The sequence below is a fragment of the Vogesella mureinivorans genome (assembly GCF_007644035.1).
GTDB lineage: Bacteria > Pseudomonadota > Gammaproteobacteria > Burkholderiales > Chromobacteriaceae > Vogesella > Vogesella mureinivorans.
The window spans coordinates 1-16,366 of the sequence record NZ_VMTV02000577.1 but is presented as its reverse complement, the minus strand read 5'-3'; the positions used below and the strand labels follow the sequence as shown (position 1 = coordinate 16,366).

General features: G+C 62.7%; 13 protein-coding genes, 1 rRNA gene and 2 riboswitches. Of the genes, 5 read left to right on the top strand and 9 right to left on the bottom strand.

What is annotated here, in order from left to right; translation table 11 throughout:
* Positions 1-25: 25 nt before the first annotated feature.
* Together FLQ44_RS14695 and FLQ44_RS14690 are read right to left on the bottom strand one after the other, a co-directional pair.
* Positions 26-1,864 (bottom strand): TonB-dependent receptor domain-containing protein, encoded by a 1,839-nt coding sequence (locus tag FLQ44_RS14695; RefSeq protein ID WP_147695003.1) that lies wholly within the window; start codon positions 1,862-1,864, stop codon positions 26-28.
* Positions 1,865-1,989: 125 nt separating this feature from the next.
* Positions 1,990-2,195, bottom strand: a riboswitch (cobalamin riboswitch).
* Between the two features lie 102 nt (positions 2,196-2,297).
* Entirely contained in the window at positions 2,298-4,274 is a 1,977-nt protein-coding gene (locus FLQ44_RS14690) for a TonB-dependent receptor (RefSeq protein WP_170252987.1), read from the bottom strand.
* Between the two features lie 125 nt (positions 4,275-4,399).
* Positions 4,400-4,605: riboswitch (cobalamin riboswitch) on the bottom strand.
* 138 nt (positions 4,606-4,743) lie between these two features.
* Here FLQ44_RS14690 and cobT point away from each other — a divergent pair.
* The 3 genes from cobT to FLQ44_RS14675 all read left to right on the top strand — a co-directional run bounded on the left by cobT (position 4,744) and on the right by FLQ44_RS14675 (position 7,405).
* Positions 4,744-5,778, top strand: coding sequence for a nicotinate-nucleotide--dimethylbenzimidazole phosphoribosyltransferase (cobT, locus tag FLQ44_RS14685; RefSeq protein WP_240801295.1), 1,035 nt, complete (start codon positions 4,744-4,746; stop codon positions 5,776-5,778).
* 132 nt (positions 5,779-5,910) lie between these two features.
* Positions 5,911-6,516 carry a histidine phosphatase family protein gene (locus FLQ44_RS14680; RefSeq protein ID WP_147695000.1) on the top strand — a complete coding sequence of 202 codons (606 nt, stop codon included), beginning with the start codon at positions 5,911-5,913 and terminating at the stop codon, positions 6,514-6,516.
* 73 nt (positions 6,517-6,589) lie between these two features.
* Entirely contained in the window at positions 6,590-7,405 is an 816-nt protein-coding gene (locus tag FLQ44_RS14675) for an adenosylcobinamide-GDP ribazoletransferase (protein WP_147694999.1), read from the top strand.
* A 75-nt stretch (positions 7,406-7,480) separates the two neighbouring features.
* Here FLQ44_RS14675 and speB read toward each other — a convergent pair whose 3' ends face one another.
* A complete protein-coding gene (speB, locus tag FLQ44_RS14670; protein ID WP_147694998.1) occupies positions 7,481-8,449 on the bottom strand; it encodes an agmatinase in 969 nt (322 codons plus the stop codon).
* Between the two features lie 194 nt (positions 8,450-8,643).
* Between speB and FLQ44_RS14665 the strand changes: the two genes are divergently transcribed.
* Together FLQ44_RS14665 and FLQ44_RS14660 are read left to right on the top strand one after the other, a co-directional pair.
* Complete coding sequence (locus FLQ44_RS14665) at positions 8,644-9,744, top strand: YjgN family protein (protein WP_147694997.1); 1,101 nt, start codon at positions 8,644-8,646, stop codon at positions 9,742-9,744.
* Positions 9,738-10,766, top strand: a complete 1,029-nt coding sequence (locus FLQ44_RS14660) for a M48 family metallopeptidase (RefSeq protein WP_147694996.1) — start codon at positions 9,738-9,740, stop codon at positions 10,764-10,766. The genes FLQ44_RS14665 and FLQ44_RS14660 overlap by 7 nt, the downstream gene beginning before the upstream one ends.
* A 61-nt stretch (positions 10,767-10,827) precedes the next feature.
* Here the strand turns inward: FLQ44_RS14660 and FLQ44_RS14655 are convergent, their stop codons facing one another.
* The 6 genes from FLQ44_RS14655 to rrf form a co-directional block, all read right to left on the bottom strand.
* Complete coding sequence (locus FLQ44_RS14655; protein WP_147694995.1) at positions 10,828-12,789, bottom strand: PhoX family protein; 1,962 nt, start codon at positions 12,787-12,789, stop codon at positions 10,828-10,830.
* A 166-nt stretch (positions 12,790-12,955) separates the two neighbouring features.
* On the bottom strand, positions 12,956-13,810 hold the full coding sequence (locus tag FLQ44_RS14650) for an SPOR domain-containing protein (protein WP_147694994.1): 855 nt from the start codon (positions 13,808-13,810) through the stop codon (positions 12,956-12,958).
* Positions 13,807-14,520: a type III pantothenate kinase gene (locus tag FLQ44_RS14645; protein ID WP_147694993.1), complete on the bottom strand. Its 714-nt coding sequence runs from the start codon at positions 14,518-14,520 to the stop codon at positions 13,807-13,809. The genes FLQ44_RS14650 and FLQ44_RS14645 overlap by 4 nt, the downstream gene beginning before the upstream one ends.
* A complete protein-coding gene (locus FLQ44_RS14640; protein WP_147694992.1) occupies positions 14,517-15,482 on the bottom strand; it encodes a biotin--[acetyl-CoA-carboxylase] ligase in 966 nt (321 codons plus the stop codon). The genes FLQ44_RS14645 and FLQ44_RS14640 overlap by 4 nt, the downstream gene beginning before the upstream one ends.
* Positions 15,479-15,976, bottom strand: a complete 498-nt coding sequence (gene rfaE2, locus FLQ44_RS14635) for a D-glycero-beta-D-manno-heptose 1-phosphate adenylyltransferase (protein ID WP_147694991.1) — start codon at positions 15,974-15,976, stop codon at positions 15,479-15,481. The genes FLQ44_RS14640 and rfaE2 overlap by 4 nt, the downstream gene beginning before the upstream one ends.
* Before the next feature lie 137 nt (positions 15,977-16,113).
* A 5S ribosomal RNA gene (gene rrf / locus FLQ44_RS14630) occupies positions 16,114-16,227 on the bottom strand.
* Positions 16,228-16,366: the final 139 nt, after the last annotated feature.

Here is a 16,366-nt window from a genome sequence, read left to right as displayed (position 1 = left end):
CCGCATGGCCTGATGATAACAAGGCTTACTGGGCGTAGCGTACGCCCACAAACCAGCCACGGCGCGGCTGATTGTAGTCTTTTACCGTTTCGTAGCGCTTGTCACCCACGTTGGTCAGCTTGGCATTCAGCGTCCACTGCTTGTCCAGCTGGTAGTCGGCACCCAGGTTCACCACGCCATAGCCTGGCAGGTACTGGTTTTTTCCTGCATCGACCACGCGCTTGCTGCTGGCACGCCATTCTGCACTGAGCAGGGTACGGTCTAGCTGCCAGCCCAGGGTCATACCACCAAAGCGTTTAGCACGCGCTGCCAGTAGCCGGCCGGTTTTCACGTCGCGCGCGCGTTGCGAGGTCACGTTGGCCGCCAGACTGATCTCGCCGATGACCGTGCCGACCTCAACGCTCTCGCCCAGAATGCGGGCCCGGTCGAGGTTGACTTGCAATTTGTCGGTATCAGACTTGTTGGCAATCATATTGTCTATGCGGTTATCAAACGCCACCACCTTGGCGTACTGCCCTGCCTGTTGCCATGTCAGGCCCAGCTCGCGCGTGCTGGAGGTTTCGGGCTGCAGATCGGGGTTACCACGATAATTCGGTGCCACGTCCGGCCAGTACAGCTGGTTAAAGGTCGGGGCCTTGATCGCGGTACCGTAGGCTGCACGCCAGGACCACGCCGGGCTCAGTACCATGCCGTACGCCAGCTGGCCGGTGGTTTTGCCACCAAACTGGCTGTTATCGTCGTAACGGGTACTCCCCTGCAAACGATGGATGCCAAACTCGCCCTGATACGCGGCAAATACCGAGTCAACACGACGATAGCGCTGGTTCATCTTGGCGCTGCCATGGACAAACTGCTCGACGTTGGCCGCACCCAGGGTCAGCTGGCCTGCTTGGCCCAGCTGCAAGTCGTTTTGCCACTGCCACTCGCGCAAACGCGTGTCGAAGGTACCGCTAGGGGTCAGGAAATTACTCTTGGTATAGGTCTGCGATTTATCCGTGCTGTAGTTGTAACGCAGCGTGCTATGCCAGATGGTATTGATGCGGTTTTTCAGCTCGATGCTCTGGGCTGACATTTGTGAGTGGCCTTCATCCGCCTGGGTAGCGGCCACGCCAGTGGACGCACTGTCATATTCGCTGACGGCATCGGCATGGTAGGCGTTCAACCCCACGGTATGCCCTGGCGCCAGCTCGTGCTGCACGTTCGCGGTGTAGGTGGTGTTTTCATAGCCATCACGATCCCTGTTATACGGTCGTGGGCGCGCAGAAAAACCGTCAGACTGATTATGATCTACCGCCAGGCTGAAGGCGGTACGGTCTACCTTGCCCGCCAGCCCCGCCCCGGCGACACGCTTGCCCTCGGCTCCGGCACCCGCATGCAGGCTAAGCGCAGGGCGATCGCTACCGCGCTTGGTAAAGATCTGGATCACGCCACCCAGCGCGTCCGCACCGTACAAGCTGGAGGCCGGGCCACGCAGAATTTCCACACGGTCGATCAGGGCCAGGGGAATGTGCTCCAGCGACGTGGTGCCTTTGGTGCCCGACACGATACGCACGCCGTCAATCAGCACCATGACATGATCTGCCCGGCTGCCACGCAGGCTCAGGCGCGCCTCGGTGCCCTCGCCGCCATTGCTGACCATATCGATGCCGGTTTGACGGCTCAGCAGGTCAGGCAGGTTCACACTGCCGGACTGGGCAATTTCTTCGCGGCCCAGCACGGTCACATCGGACAGCACTTTGGCGACCGGGGTGGCGGTACGGGTGGCGGTGACCACCACTTCATCCAGGGTAACAGGCTGATTGGCCATGGCGGCCTGGGCACAAGCCAGCGCTACCAGCGCGGCCAGCGGTTTGCTTTTGAACATGTAGACACACTCCGTAAGGACAAAAAGGGAGTGCGGAGAAATAAAAGGACACTAGCGCACCGCCGGCAGGCACCGGCAGCAGGCTGTCTGATCGCCTCCCCGCGATACTCCAGCAAGACGCGATTCCGCCGCGTCCAGTGCAGGCCGGTCTCCGGGCTTGGCCATGCGGCATCGTGCCTTCCCACCCTGCGGGGCAGTGGCTGATACGATGCCTGGAGCGTGTACGCTCAGGCCTTACCGTTGCGGGGGCAGCGCCGGTCTTGCACCGGCTTCCCGTTTCACCTGCCATGCCCATACGGGCGTGGCAGACACCTGCAAGCGCGCATTATACCGTGTGCCACCCCTGCTGGATGCAGTCATGACACATTGGTGTACCTGGCTGAAACATACGCCCCGCTGGCCAGAACCTGCCGGCGGGGCGGGTGGCGCGTGGTCAGTATTGGATGGTCACGGCCGCCTGCATATTGCGGCCAGCTTCCGGGTACAGATTGTATTTGCCTGTCGCACCGGTAGAACCAGAGCGGATAGCGTAGGACGCATACTGTTTGTCCAGCAGGTTATTCACACTCAGCGACACCCCCACGGTCTTGCTGTAATCGTGGCTGAGCTTGGCATTGATCAGGCTGTAAGCGCCCAGTTTCTTGGCAAACTGGTTGGCCTGGTCGTTATCCAGCCGCTGCGAGCCCACATACTGCCACTGCACGCCCAGACGGGTTGACTCGTACGGTGCCCAGCTCAGCGACAGGTTAGCCATATGCCGGGGTACCAAGGGCACGGTTTTCCCCGCCAGGCTAATGTTGTTGGCCACGCCACTGCGGAAGGTGGCTTGCTGCCATGTCACGGCGGCGCTCAGGTCAAGGTTGGCCGCAAGCGGTGTCTTGCCCTCCAGCTCAACACCCTGGCGCCGGGTCGGGTCGAGGTTAACGTTGGCCGAGCTGAGCTTGTTGAAATGAATTTCACGATTCAGGTCATAACGGAACCATGCCGCCCGCAAGGCCTGGCCCTGGTGCTGCCAGGACAACCCCAGCTCTTTGTCGTGCGATAGCTGTGGCAACAGCGGGGTGCTGACATACGCCTGCTCGTCGGCATTGGCCAGACGGAAGCTCTGGCCCAGCTTGGCATAGCCATCCAGCTGCGGCATCAGCGCCTGGCGCACGCCCAGCTGCCAGGCACGTAGCTCTTTATTGCTGCCGTAGCTGTTTTCATAGCCGCTATGCACCTTGGCACTGTCTTCAACATGCTGCGAGCGGACACCCGCATTGATCGATGTACCCTGGGCTGGCCGCAGCAACACATCGACAAACCCGCCGGCGTGGCGCTGCTTGATCTTTTTGCTGCCCGTACCGTAGGTATCCACACTGTCCACCGCGGCATCACCGGACATGGCGTCTACACCCAGTACCAGACGATGGCGCGCGACATCCTGCTCATAACGCAAGCTGGCGGTGAGCTCTTCGGTTCTTTGCTGGCGCTTGCTGCTGTAGCTGGCGCTGATAGCTTCGGCCTGCAGTTTCTTGGTACTGCTCGCCACATCCAGCAGTACCATGCCCTCGCCTGCAGCTTGCTTCGCTTGCACACCCCACGTGTCGGTGCGGGTGCTCATGTAATCGTCGGGCTTGTTGGTTCCGCGCGGGTTGCGGGCAAACTCGTCCACCCCATTAGCCGCGTCCACACTACGGACACCGGGCAAACGCGTGTCCTGGTTGGCCGTGCGGGCATAAAAGCGCAGGGTGCCACCCTCGTGGCGCACCATGGCCGCCAGGCCGCCGCTATCGTTACGCTCGGCATTGTTCTGGCGGTAATTGTCCGTGGTCAGGGATTTCACATAGGCATCCAGCGCCACCTGCTGGCTGCTGGCATGGCCGGACAAGTCGATTTTTTTCAGGTTATAGCTACCCGCGGTCAATGTAGCCTGCACGCCATCGGCCGCCCTGAAACCATTACGCGTAATGATGTTGATCACCCCGCCGGTGGCACCGCCACCATAGGCCACGGCACCACTACCGCGTACCACCTCGATACGCTCGATCTGGCCAAGCGGGACCACGCCCAAGTTGGGTGCCGACAGATCGTTGGTGTTCTGTTTGACACCATCAACCAGAATCAGGGTATTGCTCATACCGGTCATGCCAAAGCCACGCAGGTCCACCGCTGCCGTATCGGCAGCGCCGGTGCTGTTACGTATCTGGATACCGGCCAGCCCGGACAAGACATCCTGCACCGTACGCGCCGTGCTATTGGCAATATCCCGGGCGGTAATCACCGAAACATTCACTGGCAATTCACGTACTTTGTCCTGGCCGCGTGTGGCGGTAACCACCACTTCATCCAGGGTAACAGGCTGATTGGCCATGGCGGCCTGGGCACAAGCCAGCGCTACCAGCGCGGCCAGCGGTTTGCTTTTGAACATGTAGACACACTCCGTAATGACAAAAAGGGAGTGCGGAGAAATAAAAGGACACAAGCGCACTGCCGGCAGGCACCGGCAGCAGGCTGTCTGATCGCCTCCCCGCGATACTCCAGCAAGACGCGATTCCGCCGCGTCCAGTGCAGGCCGGTCTCCGGGCTGGGCCATACGGCATCGTGCCTTCCCACCCTGCGGGGCAGTGGCTAATACGATGCCTGGAGCGCGTACGCTCAGGCCTTACCGTTGCGGGGGCAGCGCCGGATTCTCACCGGCTTCCCGTTTCACCTGCCATGGCCGCATGGGCATGGCAGACACCTGCAAGCCGCCATTATAGCGGGATGCTGCGCCGCAGAACGCCAGCATGGGAAATTAAGCCATAGGCATCAAGCCCCCATTGCCAGCCGCGCCGGGCTGTCGTATGGTCTGCCGGTTCGCCTGCCCAGCAGGCCAGGAAATCATGCAAGGACCCCTCATGCCACGTATCCCCGCCCCCAACCTGTCTACCCGCCAAGCCGCCGACGCCCGCCAGCAGCAGCTGACCAAACCCGCCGGCAGCCTGGGCAAACTGGAACAGCTAGCCGTTACGCTGGCTGGCCTGCAGGGGCGCGAGATCCCGCTGCCGCTGTCGCCGGCCATTACCGTGTTTGCCGGCGACCACGGCGTGTGCGCCGAAGGCGTATCGGCCTTCCCGCCGGAAGTCACCGGCGCCATGGTGGCCAATTTTGTACACGGTGGCGCCGCCATCAGCGTGCTGGCACGCGTGAACCAGGCGCGGCTGGAGGTGGTAGACGCCGGTGTCGCCAGCGACCTGTCCGCCCTGCCCATCGTGCACGCCAAGGTACGCGCCGGCAGCGGCAACCTGCGCCGCGAGGCGGCGATGAGCCACGACGACACGCTGGCTGCGCTAGAGGTTGGCCGCCACGCCGCCCGCCGCGCCATTGCCGACGGCGCCACCCTGCTGATTGCCGGTGATATGGGCATTGGCAACACCACACCGTCTGCCGCGCTGATCTGCCGCCTTACCGGCCACAGCGTGGACGCCATTGTTGGCCGCGGCACCGGTGTGAGCGATGCTGGCCTGGCAGTAAAACGCCAGGTGGTGGCCGACGCACTGACCCGCGTGGCCGGGCAAACGCTGGACGGCCACGGCGTGCTGGCCGAGCTGGGCGGGCTGGAAATCGCCGCCATGGCCGGTTTTTATCTGGAAGGCGCCCGCCAGGGCGTGCCGCTGCTGCTGGATGGCTTCATCAGCACCGCCGCCGCGCTGGCCGCACACGCCATCGACGCCGACATCGCCCCGTGGCTGCTGGCCAGCCACTGCTCGCAGGAAACCGGCCACGCACTGGCCCTGCAGGCGCTGGGCCTGAGCCCGCTGGTCGACCTGGGCTTCCGCCTGGGCGAAGGCAGCGGTGCCGCCGCCGCGCTGCCGCTGCTGCAACAGGCCATTGCGCTGCACGCGGGCATGGCCACCTTTGCCGAGGCCGGCGTGGCCGGCAAAAATGCCTGATTGACCGCCGGGCAGCATCGCCCCGCTGCCCGTTGGCGGGTATGCTTGCCAAGCCGCCGCCCGGTAGCCCAGCGCGCCAGCGGCGGTTTTTACATATTTTCTGTGTGCTTTCGTGGCCAGGAGGCTTGCTGCATGAACCCTTACACCCTCACCCTGCTGCGCCACGGCGACATTCCCCACCAGGGGCGGCTAATCGGCCATACCGATCTGGCGCTTACCGCGCAGGGCCAGGCCGACATGGCCGCCAGCTGGCAGCGCATCGTGCAGCTGGCGCCGGTAAGCTGCATGGCCACCTCGCCACTGCTGCGTTGCCGCGAGTTTGCCGTACAGCAGGCGCTGGCCAGCCGCGTGCCGCTGCACGTGGCCCCGCAGCTCGCCGAATGCCACTTTGGCGCGTGGGAAAACCGCCCGCTAGCCGATATCAGCGCCACCACGCCAGACTGGCAAACGCTGCTGGCGCGCGGCCTGCTTACCCCGGAAGGCGGGGAAAGCTTCGATACCTTCCGCACCCGCGTGCTCACCGGCTTTGCCGAGTGGATGCAGCAGGCACGCGGCAGCCACCGCGTACTGGTGAGCCACGGCGGCGTGATCAACGTGCTGCTGGCCGAGCTGCTGGGCACCGAGTTCAACGTGGCCCGACTGATGGCGGTACAACGCGGCGGCTTTGCCCAGCTGTCGATTCTGGACGGCCACCCGGCCTACCTGACGCGGCTGGAATCCCCGCAGCCGGCCAGCTAGCCCACAGGCCATGCACAGGCTGCCCACGGGCAGCCCACCGCTTACCCACAACCTTATCCACAGCCTATTGCCCATGCGCACCCTCATTCTGGCGATCCAGTTTCTTACCCGCCTGCCCACACCGCAGCTTAAAACCTTCGACCCGGCGTGGCTGGCCGACGCCGCACGCTGGTTTGCGCCGGTAGGCCTGCTGGTGGGCGCCATTGTGTGGCTGGCGGTGCTGGCCGGCAGCCTGGTGGACCCCTGGTTGGCCGCACTGGCCGGCCTGCTGGCCTGGCTGTGGGTGACCGGCGGCCTGCACATCGACGGCCTGGCCGACCTGGCCGATGCACAGGGCGCGGCGCACCGCTCGCGCGAGCGCTTTCTTGAGGTGCTGAAAGACCCGCACCTGGGCAGCTTTGGCGTGCTGAGCCTGGCCACGCAGCTGATCGTCAAGCTGGTGCTGCTGATGCTGCTGGTGAAGCTGAGCTTAGCGCCGCTTTCCCCGGATGCGCCTGCGGCTTATCCGGGCTACCACAGCGCCCAGGCCGGCATCACCGCGTTGGCAGGGTTGGCCGCCGCGCTGGGCGGGCTGGTGCTGGTGCCAGCCTGGGCGCGGCTGTTTACCGTGGCGTGGTCGGCCACGCTACCCAGCCTGGCGGCCGGCAGCGGCGAACGCTTTGCCTGGCGCCCGCACTGGCCCAGCTTCTGGCTGTGTACCCTGCTACTGGCCACCGCCAGCGCCTGGCTAGCACCGGTGCTGCTGCTGGCGCCGCTGGCCGGGCTGTTCTGGTGGGCCTACCTGAAGCGCAAACTGGGTGGCATGACCGGCGACTGCCTGGGGGCCGGCATCGAGGTGTGCGAGAGCCTGCTACTGCTGGCGCTGGTGGTGGCGGCGCGCACGCTATAAAGCATAAAAACCGCGCCGGGCGGGCTGCCGGGCGCGGTGCGGGTAGTGCGGCCAACGTTGGCCGCAGCAGCTGGCTTACAACGTGCCCGCTACCTTCTTGTTGCGCATCAGGCACAGCATGTCACAGGCGATGTGCGCTGCTGCAATGGCGGTGATTTCGCTCTGGTCGTAGCTAGGCGCTACTTCTACCACGTCCATGCCGACGATGTTGAGGTCGCCCAGGTTGCGGATGATCTTCAGCGCCTGCGCGGTGGTGAGGCCACCCGGTACCGGCGTGCCAGTGCCCGGCGCGGCGGACGGGTCCAGGCAGTCGATATCGAAGGTGACATACACCGGCGCGTCGCCGATGGTTTTCTTGATTTCGGCGATGGTGGCGTCCACGCCGTTATCGTGTACCCACGGTGCGCCCAGCACGTTCAGGCCCATGAAATCGTCGTTCCAGGTACGAATACCCACCTGTACCGATTTGGCCGGGTCGATCAGGCCTTCTTTCACCGCCTTGTAGAACATGGTGCCGTGGTTCAGGCTGTCCGGCTCGTCGTCCGGCCAGGTGTCACAGTGGGCATCAAAGTGCAGCAGCGCCAACGGCTTGCCGTACTTTTCGGCGTGTGCAATCAGCAGCGGGTAGGTGACGAAGTGGTCGCCGCCGAAGGTCAGCATCTTGGCGCCGCTGGCCAGAATGGTGCGGGCGTGTTCGATGATGGACGGCTTGATGGTGAGCGGGTTGTGCGCGTCGAACCAGCAGTCGCCGTAGTCCACTACCGCCAGGTCTTCAAACGGGTCAAAGCCCCACGGGTAGGGCTTGAGCTCGGCCAGCTGCACGCTGGCGGCTCGGATAGCCTGCGGGCCCATGCGCGCGCCGCTGCGGAAGGTCACCGACAGGTCCAGCGGAATGCCGGACACCACTACGTCCACGCCTTCCAGGTTGCGCGTGTAGTTGCGGCGCATGAAAGACAGCACGCCGGCGTAGGTGTTTTCGATGGAAGAGCCGTACAGGCTTTGGCGGCGGATGGCACCGTCGCCACGGATTTGATCGTCAGACATGTTCGCTCCACAAAAAGAGCACGCCGCAGTGACGCCACGGCGATTACCGTCCATCTGTACAGCCGACGGTTTGAGGCTGGCGCACCCCGCGGCACGCAGCCCGAAGTGTGCCGCCAGCGCAGCACGACAGCAAGTTTTATCGCCAAACATCACCATGACATAATCCGTCACCCACTAGCCACAGGCACCTCCCCATGACACACCCGGCCGATGAGCAGATGCACCCTATCCCGCACACGCTGCCTTTCGCTTTTAGTGCTACCACCGGCGGCTACGCCAGGCTATGGCTAAGCAATCTGGTGCTGTCCATCCTGACACTGGGCGTGTACTCGGCCTGGGCCAAGGTACGCAACCTCAAATACCTGTACGGCCATACCCAAGTGGCCGGTGGCCGCTTCGGCTACCACGCCAGCCCGATCGCCATCTTGAAAGGCCGCGCGCTGATGGTGGGCCTGTTTGTGCTATGGCAGCTCTCGGCCGAGTTTTCGCCACTGCTGCAAGGGCTACTGGGTGCGGGCGCCCTGCTGCTAACACCGTGGCTAGCGGTACAGGCGATGCGCTTCCGGCTGGCCAATACCAGCTGGAGCGGCATGCGGCTGCATTTTGACGGCCGCACCGGGGATGCCTACCGTACCTTTTTGAAATCCTGGCTCACCCTGCTGCTGTCGCTGGGCCTGCTGTGGCCGCTGGCTACGCTGCAAAAACAGCGCTATCTGCTACCGCACAGCCGGCTGGGGCAGGCCAGTCTGACTATCGCGCCCTGCGTGCGCAAGCTTTATCTGGCGGGCTTTGGCAGCCTGTTTGCCGCTGTGCTTTATGGCGTCGGTTTTACCTCACTAGGCGGGGTAATCTGGTTTGCTGGCAATGCCATCAATCTACCCGCCTGGGTTAACGCCCACTTCGGTCACGGCAGCATGCGTGTCATCGATGGTTTCTTTGGCGGCATGCTGGGCATATTGTGGTTACTAGCGGCACTGGCTTACGCACGTATGGCCCTCCAGCGCGTGCTACTGAACCATACGAGCCTGATGGTCGAAAACGTCGCATACCGCCTGCGCATGGTGCTGCCAAACCGTACCCTGCTTGCCCTGCTCTTCTCCAACACCCTGGCACTGGCCTTCAGCCTGGGCCTGGCGTGGCCGTGGGTACGCATCCGCACCCTGCGCACCACGTTTAACCAATTAACGCTGCAAGGCGGCCCCGACCTGGCCCGGCTATACGCACAGGGCCAATCGCAATACGACGCACGTGGCGACGAGCTGGCCGACATGCTGGCACTGGATCTGGGATGGTAGACATCGAAGCGCTGTGGCACAACGGCCACACCCCGCACCCGCAAACCGTACAGCTTGGCCGCGACGGCGACGAACTGGTGATCAATACCAGCAGCGGCCAGCGCCGCTTTTTACTGGCCAACTGCCAGTTGGAAGCCGGTATCGATACCCTGCCCGACAGCGTGCACCTGCCCGACGGTGGCACGCTGGAGGTGGCGCAAAAAACCGCCATCCGCCGCCTGCTAGGCGGGCTGCCACCACTACAGGCCGGCAGCCACTGGCTGCAGCAAAGCTGGCACGTACTGGCCGGCGGCATGGCCGCCGCTGCCGCCATCCTGTGGCTGGGATGGCGCTTCGTCCTGCCGGCAGCAGCTGGCTGGCTGCTGCCGCTGATCCCGGTCAGCGCAGAGCAACAGTTGGCCGCACAGACACTGGCATGGCTGGAACAGCGTGGCGAGCTGTCCGCCAGCCGCCTGCCTGGCGATCGGGCCAGAGCGTTGCAGGCTGGCATCCAGCAGCTACAAGCGGCCAACAGCCCCTACCGCTACAGCGTGCTGCTGCGCCACGCGCCAGACATCGGCCCCAACGCCTTTGCGCTGCCGGGCGGCACCATCGTGGTAACCGACCAGCTGCTAACGGTTGTTACGCGACCAGACGAAATCCTGGCCATCCTGGCGCACGAAGCTGGCCACGTGGAACACCGCCATGGCCTGCGTAGCGCAGTAGAAAGTGTGGGGGTGCTGGCAGCACTGACGCTGATCACCGGCGATACCAGCAGCCTGACGCTGGCCCTGCCGGTTGCGCTGGCCAGTGCCAGTTACAGCCGCGAGCACGAACGCGAGGCCGACCGTTTTGCTTACACCGCCCTGCAGGCGCAAGGCCTGTCCCCCTGCCTGCTGGGTTACAGCCTGCAGCGCATCGAAACCGCGATGCAGCAACAACACGGCAGCGAAGTGATCAGCAGCGGGGGCTGGTTTGCCAGCCACCCGGATACCGAAGAACGCAGCCACCCGCTGGGCCAACGCTGCCCACCATTACCCTGACAAGCTGCCATGAAAAAAACCGCCCCGATCACTCGGGGCGGTTTTATTGGCTTAAGCCGGCTTAGCTACCGATCACACCACCGTCCAGCTTGCGTACTACCACGGTGCCGGCGCGTGGGCGGCCAGCTTGCGGGCCATCAGGCCACGCGGAGATAGCGGTTGGCTTGGCCGGGTCGTTGCGTTCGTTAGCCGGCTCGCCTGGGTGCTGGATGTTCACAAACATGGTCTTGTTGTCAGGCGTAAAGGCCAGGCCGGTAATCTCGCAACCATTCGGGCCAGTGAGGAAGCGGCGGAATTCGCCGGTTTCCGGCACCACGGCTACCATCTGGTTGTTACCCATGTCTTTGTATTCCTTGGCATTCACCGTAGAAGTAGACACGTCGGTTTGCACCCACAGTACGCCCAGGCGGTCGAACAGCAAGCCATCCGGGCTACCGAAGGCGTCGCCTTTGATATTGCCCGCGTGTTCCGGCTTGGCGGCGTCTGGGCGGCCAGCCAGTACGAAGATGTCCCACTTGAAACCGGCGGCAGCGGCATCGGCACCGTTTTCCTGCCAGCGGATGATGTGGCCGAACAGGTTACCGTTACGCGGGTTGGCCGCATCGGCACCCGGCTTGCCTTCTTTACCACGGTCGCTGTTGTTGGTCAGGGTGCAGTACACCTCGCCCGCTTTGCGCGGGTTCACGGCGATCCACTCCGGGCGGTCCATCTTGGTAGCGCCTACCTTGTCGGCAGCCAGGCGCGCCATGATGGCGATTTCACCTTGGTCGGCAAAGCCGTTTTCGGCGGTCAGGCCGTTCTGGCCGTGTACCAGCGGCAGCCAGGTACCACTGCCATCGGCATCGAAACGCGCTACGTACAAGGTGCCTTCCGACAGCAGGCTCATATTGGCCTTGCGGTTTTTCGGGTTGTACTTGTTCTTGGAGACAAACTTGTAGATGTACTCAAAGCGCTGGTCATCGCCCATGTACACCACGGCGTGGCCGCTCGGGGCGATGGTAACGGTGGCACCTTCGTGCTTGAAGCGGCCCAGCGCAGTGTGTTTTACCGGCTTGGATTTCGGGTCGAACGGGTCGATTTCCACTACCCAGCCAAAGCGGTTGGCTTCGTTCGGGTTCAGCTGAAGGTCGAAGCGGAAATCTTCTACCGCCCAGTCGTAGCCAGCGCCGGTGGCGCTGATGCCGTAGCGTTTTTCGTTGGCGTTCAGGCTACCGGAGTTGTTGATGAAGTAACCATCCCAGTTTTCTTCACAGGTCAGGTAGGTGCCCCACGGGGTCTGGCCGTTGGCGCAGTTATTGAAGGTACCCAGGATTTCCAGGCCTTTCGGGTCGGCTTCGGTCTGCATCAGCTTGTGGCCACGGGCCGGGCCGCTGATGGCAACAGGCGTATTGGCATGAATACGGCGCGCGTACTTGGACGGGCGTACTACCTTCCAGCCTTTACCAGTCGCTTCTACTTCGATCACCGATACACCGTGCGCGTGCTGCGATTTCAGCACTTTTTCGCCATTCCACGGCTTCATGCCACCTACGTGCAGCAGGCCATCGTCGGTGTATTCGTGGTTCATGGCCAGCAGGCCGTGTTTGGAGCCGGTGGCGGCCATTGGCAGCGGGAAATAGCTCATGCCATCGTGGTGCATACCAGCCTGGGCGGCTTGTTCTGCCGCGGTGTTGGAGGCATCTTGCTTGAAGGCGGGCATATTGCCCGGAATCCCTACCGGGTCGCCCCAGGCGTACAGGACTTCGGCGCTGTAGCCGGCTGGCACGACAACTTTATCTTCAAAACCAAATGGCACCGGGGCAAAGCCCAGTGTCGGTACCGGCAGGTTACCCACGCCCTGCGCGGCTTCGGCCAGGGTGGCAAAGGTGCCGGAGAACAGGCCGGCTACGCCCAGCGCACCCGTACCCTGCAAGATGCCACGGCGGGAAAAACGCGCTTCCAGCACATCGGACAGTGCCGGGTTGTTACAGGTATTGGAGGTGTCGTTGACACCATATTGCTTGAATTTGTAACTGTCAGACATGTGGAACCCCATCGCGGCAAGCGTTGAATAAACGTTGCAACCTTAAGGTATCTTTGTGACAGCGCGATCAAGGCAATGTGTCTGCCGCATGACAAGTCATGTTTACTGGCAATAAAAAAGGCAGACTGTCGTCCGCCTCTTGGTTAAGCATCTTGCATGAGTGCTGCTAGCGGCACGCTTGTAGCGGTATGCCTGGTAACAAGCGCTTCTGCAGTGCCTTCAGTTTGCCTGCCGTGGCTTCATCCAGCTGGCGGAAGCTCAGTGTGGTGACTTTGACCACTTCAGCCCGGCTATCCACTTTGGTCTTGTCGTAACCGGCCGCTTTCAGGCGTTTCACCAGCGCCTGTGCGCCTTCTTCCCGACCAAATAGCCCCAGAGACAAGTAGCCTTTGAAATCGCCTGCTGTCTGTACGATATAGCTGTCAAAACCCTTGGCTTTCAACTCGGCCACCAGGGTCTGCGTCTCGGCTTGGGTAGCGAGCGGCGGGTAAAACACCCAGGCTTTGCCCGAGCCGCGACGCTGGTCCACCACGCTGGCTTGTGGCGGGCTGGACAGCTTCAGCAAGGGGACACCACCCTGCACACGCGCTAGCTGCTGCGGGTCTAGCCCACCCCAGCTATAGCACAGTGTGGCGGCCACGGGCTTGGTCTCGGCAACCTTGATATCAGCCTGCTTTACGGCCTTGTCATCGGCTTTTGCTTCCGGCACTTTGGTTTCAGGCTTGGCGGCAACCGTGGCTGGCTTGGCCTCTTTCGGCGTGGCGACCGTTGTGGTGGCGCTGCTCACCGTGGGCACAACGGTCACAGCCTCGGCCTGCGGCATGCTGCTGGCAATATCGGTCACCGGCGCGCTGGCCTCCGGGGCACTGGCAACAGGTGGTTTCCAGTTGGCCGGCAGCATTTTCAGCTGGGCTGCATTCACTTCCTGCGCGTGGATATCCACCTCTGGCTTTTGTTTCAGCGCGCCATACAGCGCGGCCAACAGGTTGACCACTACCAGCGTTCCAATAAACCACTTCATGAGCCGTTCGCCACGTTTGCTAAACCATAGATGACAAGATTATCCACGATAAGGGCATCAAACGGGAGATGCGCAAGCAACAAAGCCGCATCCCCGCCGGTAAGCAACACTTGGGGCACATGGCCCCGCTGTGCGGCCAACCTGCGCACCACCCGCTCTACTGCCCCGCACAGTGCATCGACCACCCCGGTCGCCAGCGCATCTTCCGTACCCTGGGGGAAGTCACACACCTGGCCAGCGACACGGTCCAGCTGGGCCGTGTTTTGCGCCAGCGCCTGCAGCATCAGGCGGTAGCCCGGCAGAATATCCCCGCCCAGATAGTCGCCCTCGGCAGTGAGCACTTCAATCGTCAGGGCGGTGCCCGCACTGGCGATAACCACATCCCCTGTGCATAGCTGGCGGGCGCCCAGCACGGCCAACCAGCGGTCTGCCCCCTGCTCAGCCACCTGCCGGTAGTGGTTGCGCACGCCCAGTGCCGCGGGCACTGCCCGCTGCCATTGCACTGGCAAAGGCGCGGCGCCGGTAATGGCAGCACGCACGCTACTGCTGGCTACGTTGGCCGCCAAGACGGCATCCACTGCCAAATCTTGCCAATATGCGGCCAACTGCCCTAGGTCGGCATGGGGCAGCGCATGTACGGGGGACAGTGCCGTTCCATCCCATAGCGCCCACTTCACCCGGCTATTGCCGGCGTCTACCAACAGCTTCACGCTTGCGGCCTCAGGCTGACTTCACCCACATGAAATACGCGCACGCCGCCTGAGGTTTGCACCAGCAAGGCACCCGTTTCATCCACGCCCACAGCCACACCCTCTACCGGCTCGCCATGGCTGAAAGTCAGCCGCACCGGCTGCTGCAGGTACGATGCCATGTCCAGCCATTCCGCACGAAAAGCCGCAAAGCCCTCGCGATCAAACTGGCTCAGCACTTGGGCAAGCTGGTTCAGCAAGGCCGCCATCAGCGCGTTGCGGCCAACCATTATGCCGGCATCCGCCAGGCAGGCCACCGGCTGGTCTACCTCGCCGGGCGGCGCCACATTCAGGCCCATACCAATTACAACGGTAGCTGGGCCCAGGGCATCGCCAGATAGCTCGATCAGGATACCGGCCAGCTTCTGGCCACCCAGCAAGACATCATTGGGCCACTTCAGGCTGACCGGGGCACCAAACTCACGCAGCGCGCGCACCATAGCCACCCCCACCGCCAGGGACAGGCCTGCCAAACCGGACAAACCCCGCTCAAAGCGCCACAGCAGGGAAAACGTCAACCCCGCCCCCAGGCGCATTTGCCAGCGCCGCCCCAAGCGGCCGCGGCCGGCCGTCTGGCGCTCGGCCGCCAGCACCAAGCCATGCGGCGCACCTTGCGCAGCACGGGTCATCAGCTGGGTGTTGGAAGAATCAATCTGCTCGGCCAGCGCCAACGTAAAAACGTTGGCCGCATGGTCGTCCAGCTGGGCACGGATAGTCGCCACATCCAGCAAGGCAAATGGCTGCGGCAGCCGGTAGCCCTGGCCACGTACGCTGAACACCGTCAGGCCAAACTCGCTTTCCAGGTGGTGTACCGCCTGCCACACAAGCGTGCGCGAGCAGCCCAGCTGCTGCGCCATGGCCTCGCCGGAGTGGAACTTGCCATCAGCCAGCGTGCGCAGTACGGCAAAAGCCAGGTCGCTCATTGGCCTTCCACAGTGCGAATCTTGCGGATAGTGGCCGTCGTCGATGTATCAAACAGGAAAGGGATGGAATGCACACTGCCACCACGTGCCAGCGTTTCAGCACTCCCCACGATCTTGTCCACCGACCAGTCGCCGCCTTTTACCAGTACATCCGGCTGCACCAGCTCAATCAGGTCGGCCGGGGTATCTGCATCGAACCAAGTAACCAGGTCGACACACGCCAGCGCCGCCAGTACCGCAGCACGGTTCAGCTCGTTATTGATCGGGCGATCATCGCCCTTACCCAGCCGCTTGACCGACGCATCCGTATTCAGCCCCAATACCAGGCTGGCACCCAAAGCCCTGGCTTGCGCCAGATAAGTCACATGCCCACGGTGCAAGATATCAAAACAGCCATTGGTAAACACAATAGGCCGCGGCAATGCGGCGAGTTTTTCAGCCAGCTGCTCAGGCGGGCAAATCTTTTGTTCAAAATCCGGCATGGGGTACGACATGCTTATCCTTTCTGCCATTCGTGTCGCCAAGGCCACAAATAGCCATCATCTCTTTGTAATCGCGCAAGGATACCACCCGTGTGGCGCCAACCCAATGCAAAAAGCCCGGACCATTTGGTCCGGGCTTCATTATGGGGTTCTGGCAATGTCCTACTTTCACACCGGCAATCGGCACTATCATCGGCGCTGGAGCGTTTCACGGTCCTGTTCGGAATGGGAAGGCGTGGGGCCACTCTGCTATGGTTACCAGAAAAAACTGTTGTTTACCTCGCGGGGTAAACCAACGCCCAGACCGGTGGTCTGGGCGTTTGAATGGGGCGTCTGGCGGTGTCCTACTTTCACACAGGTATCTGCACTATCATCGGCGCTAAGGCGTTTCACGGTCCTGTT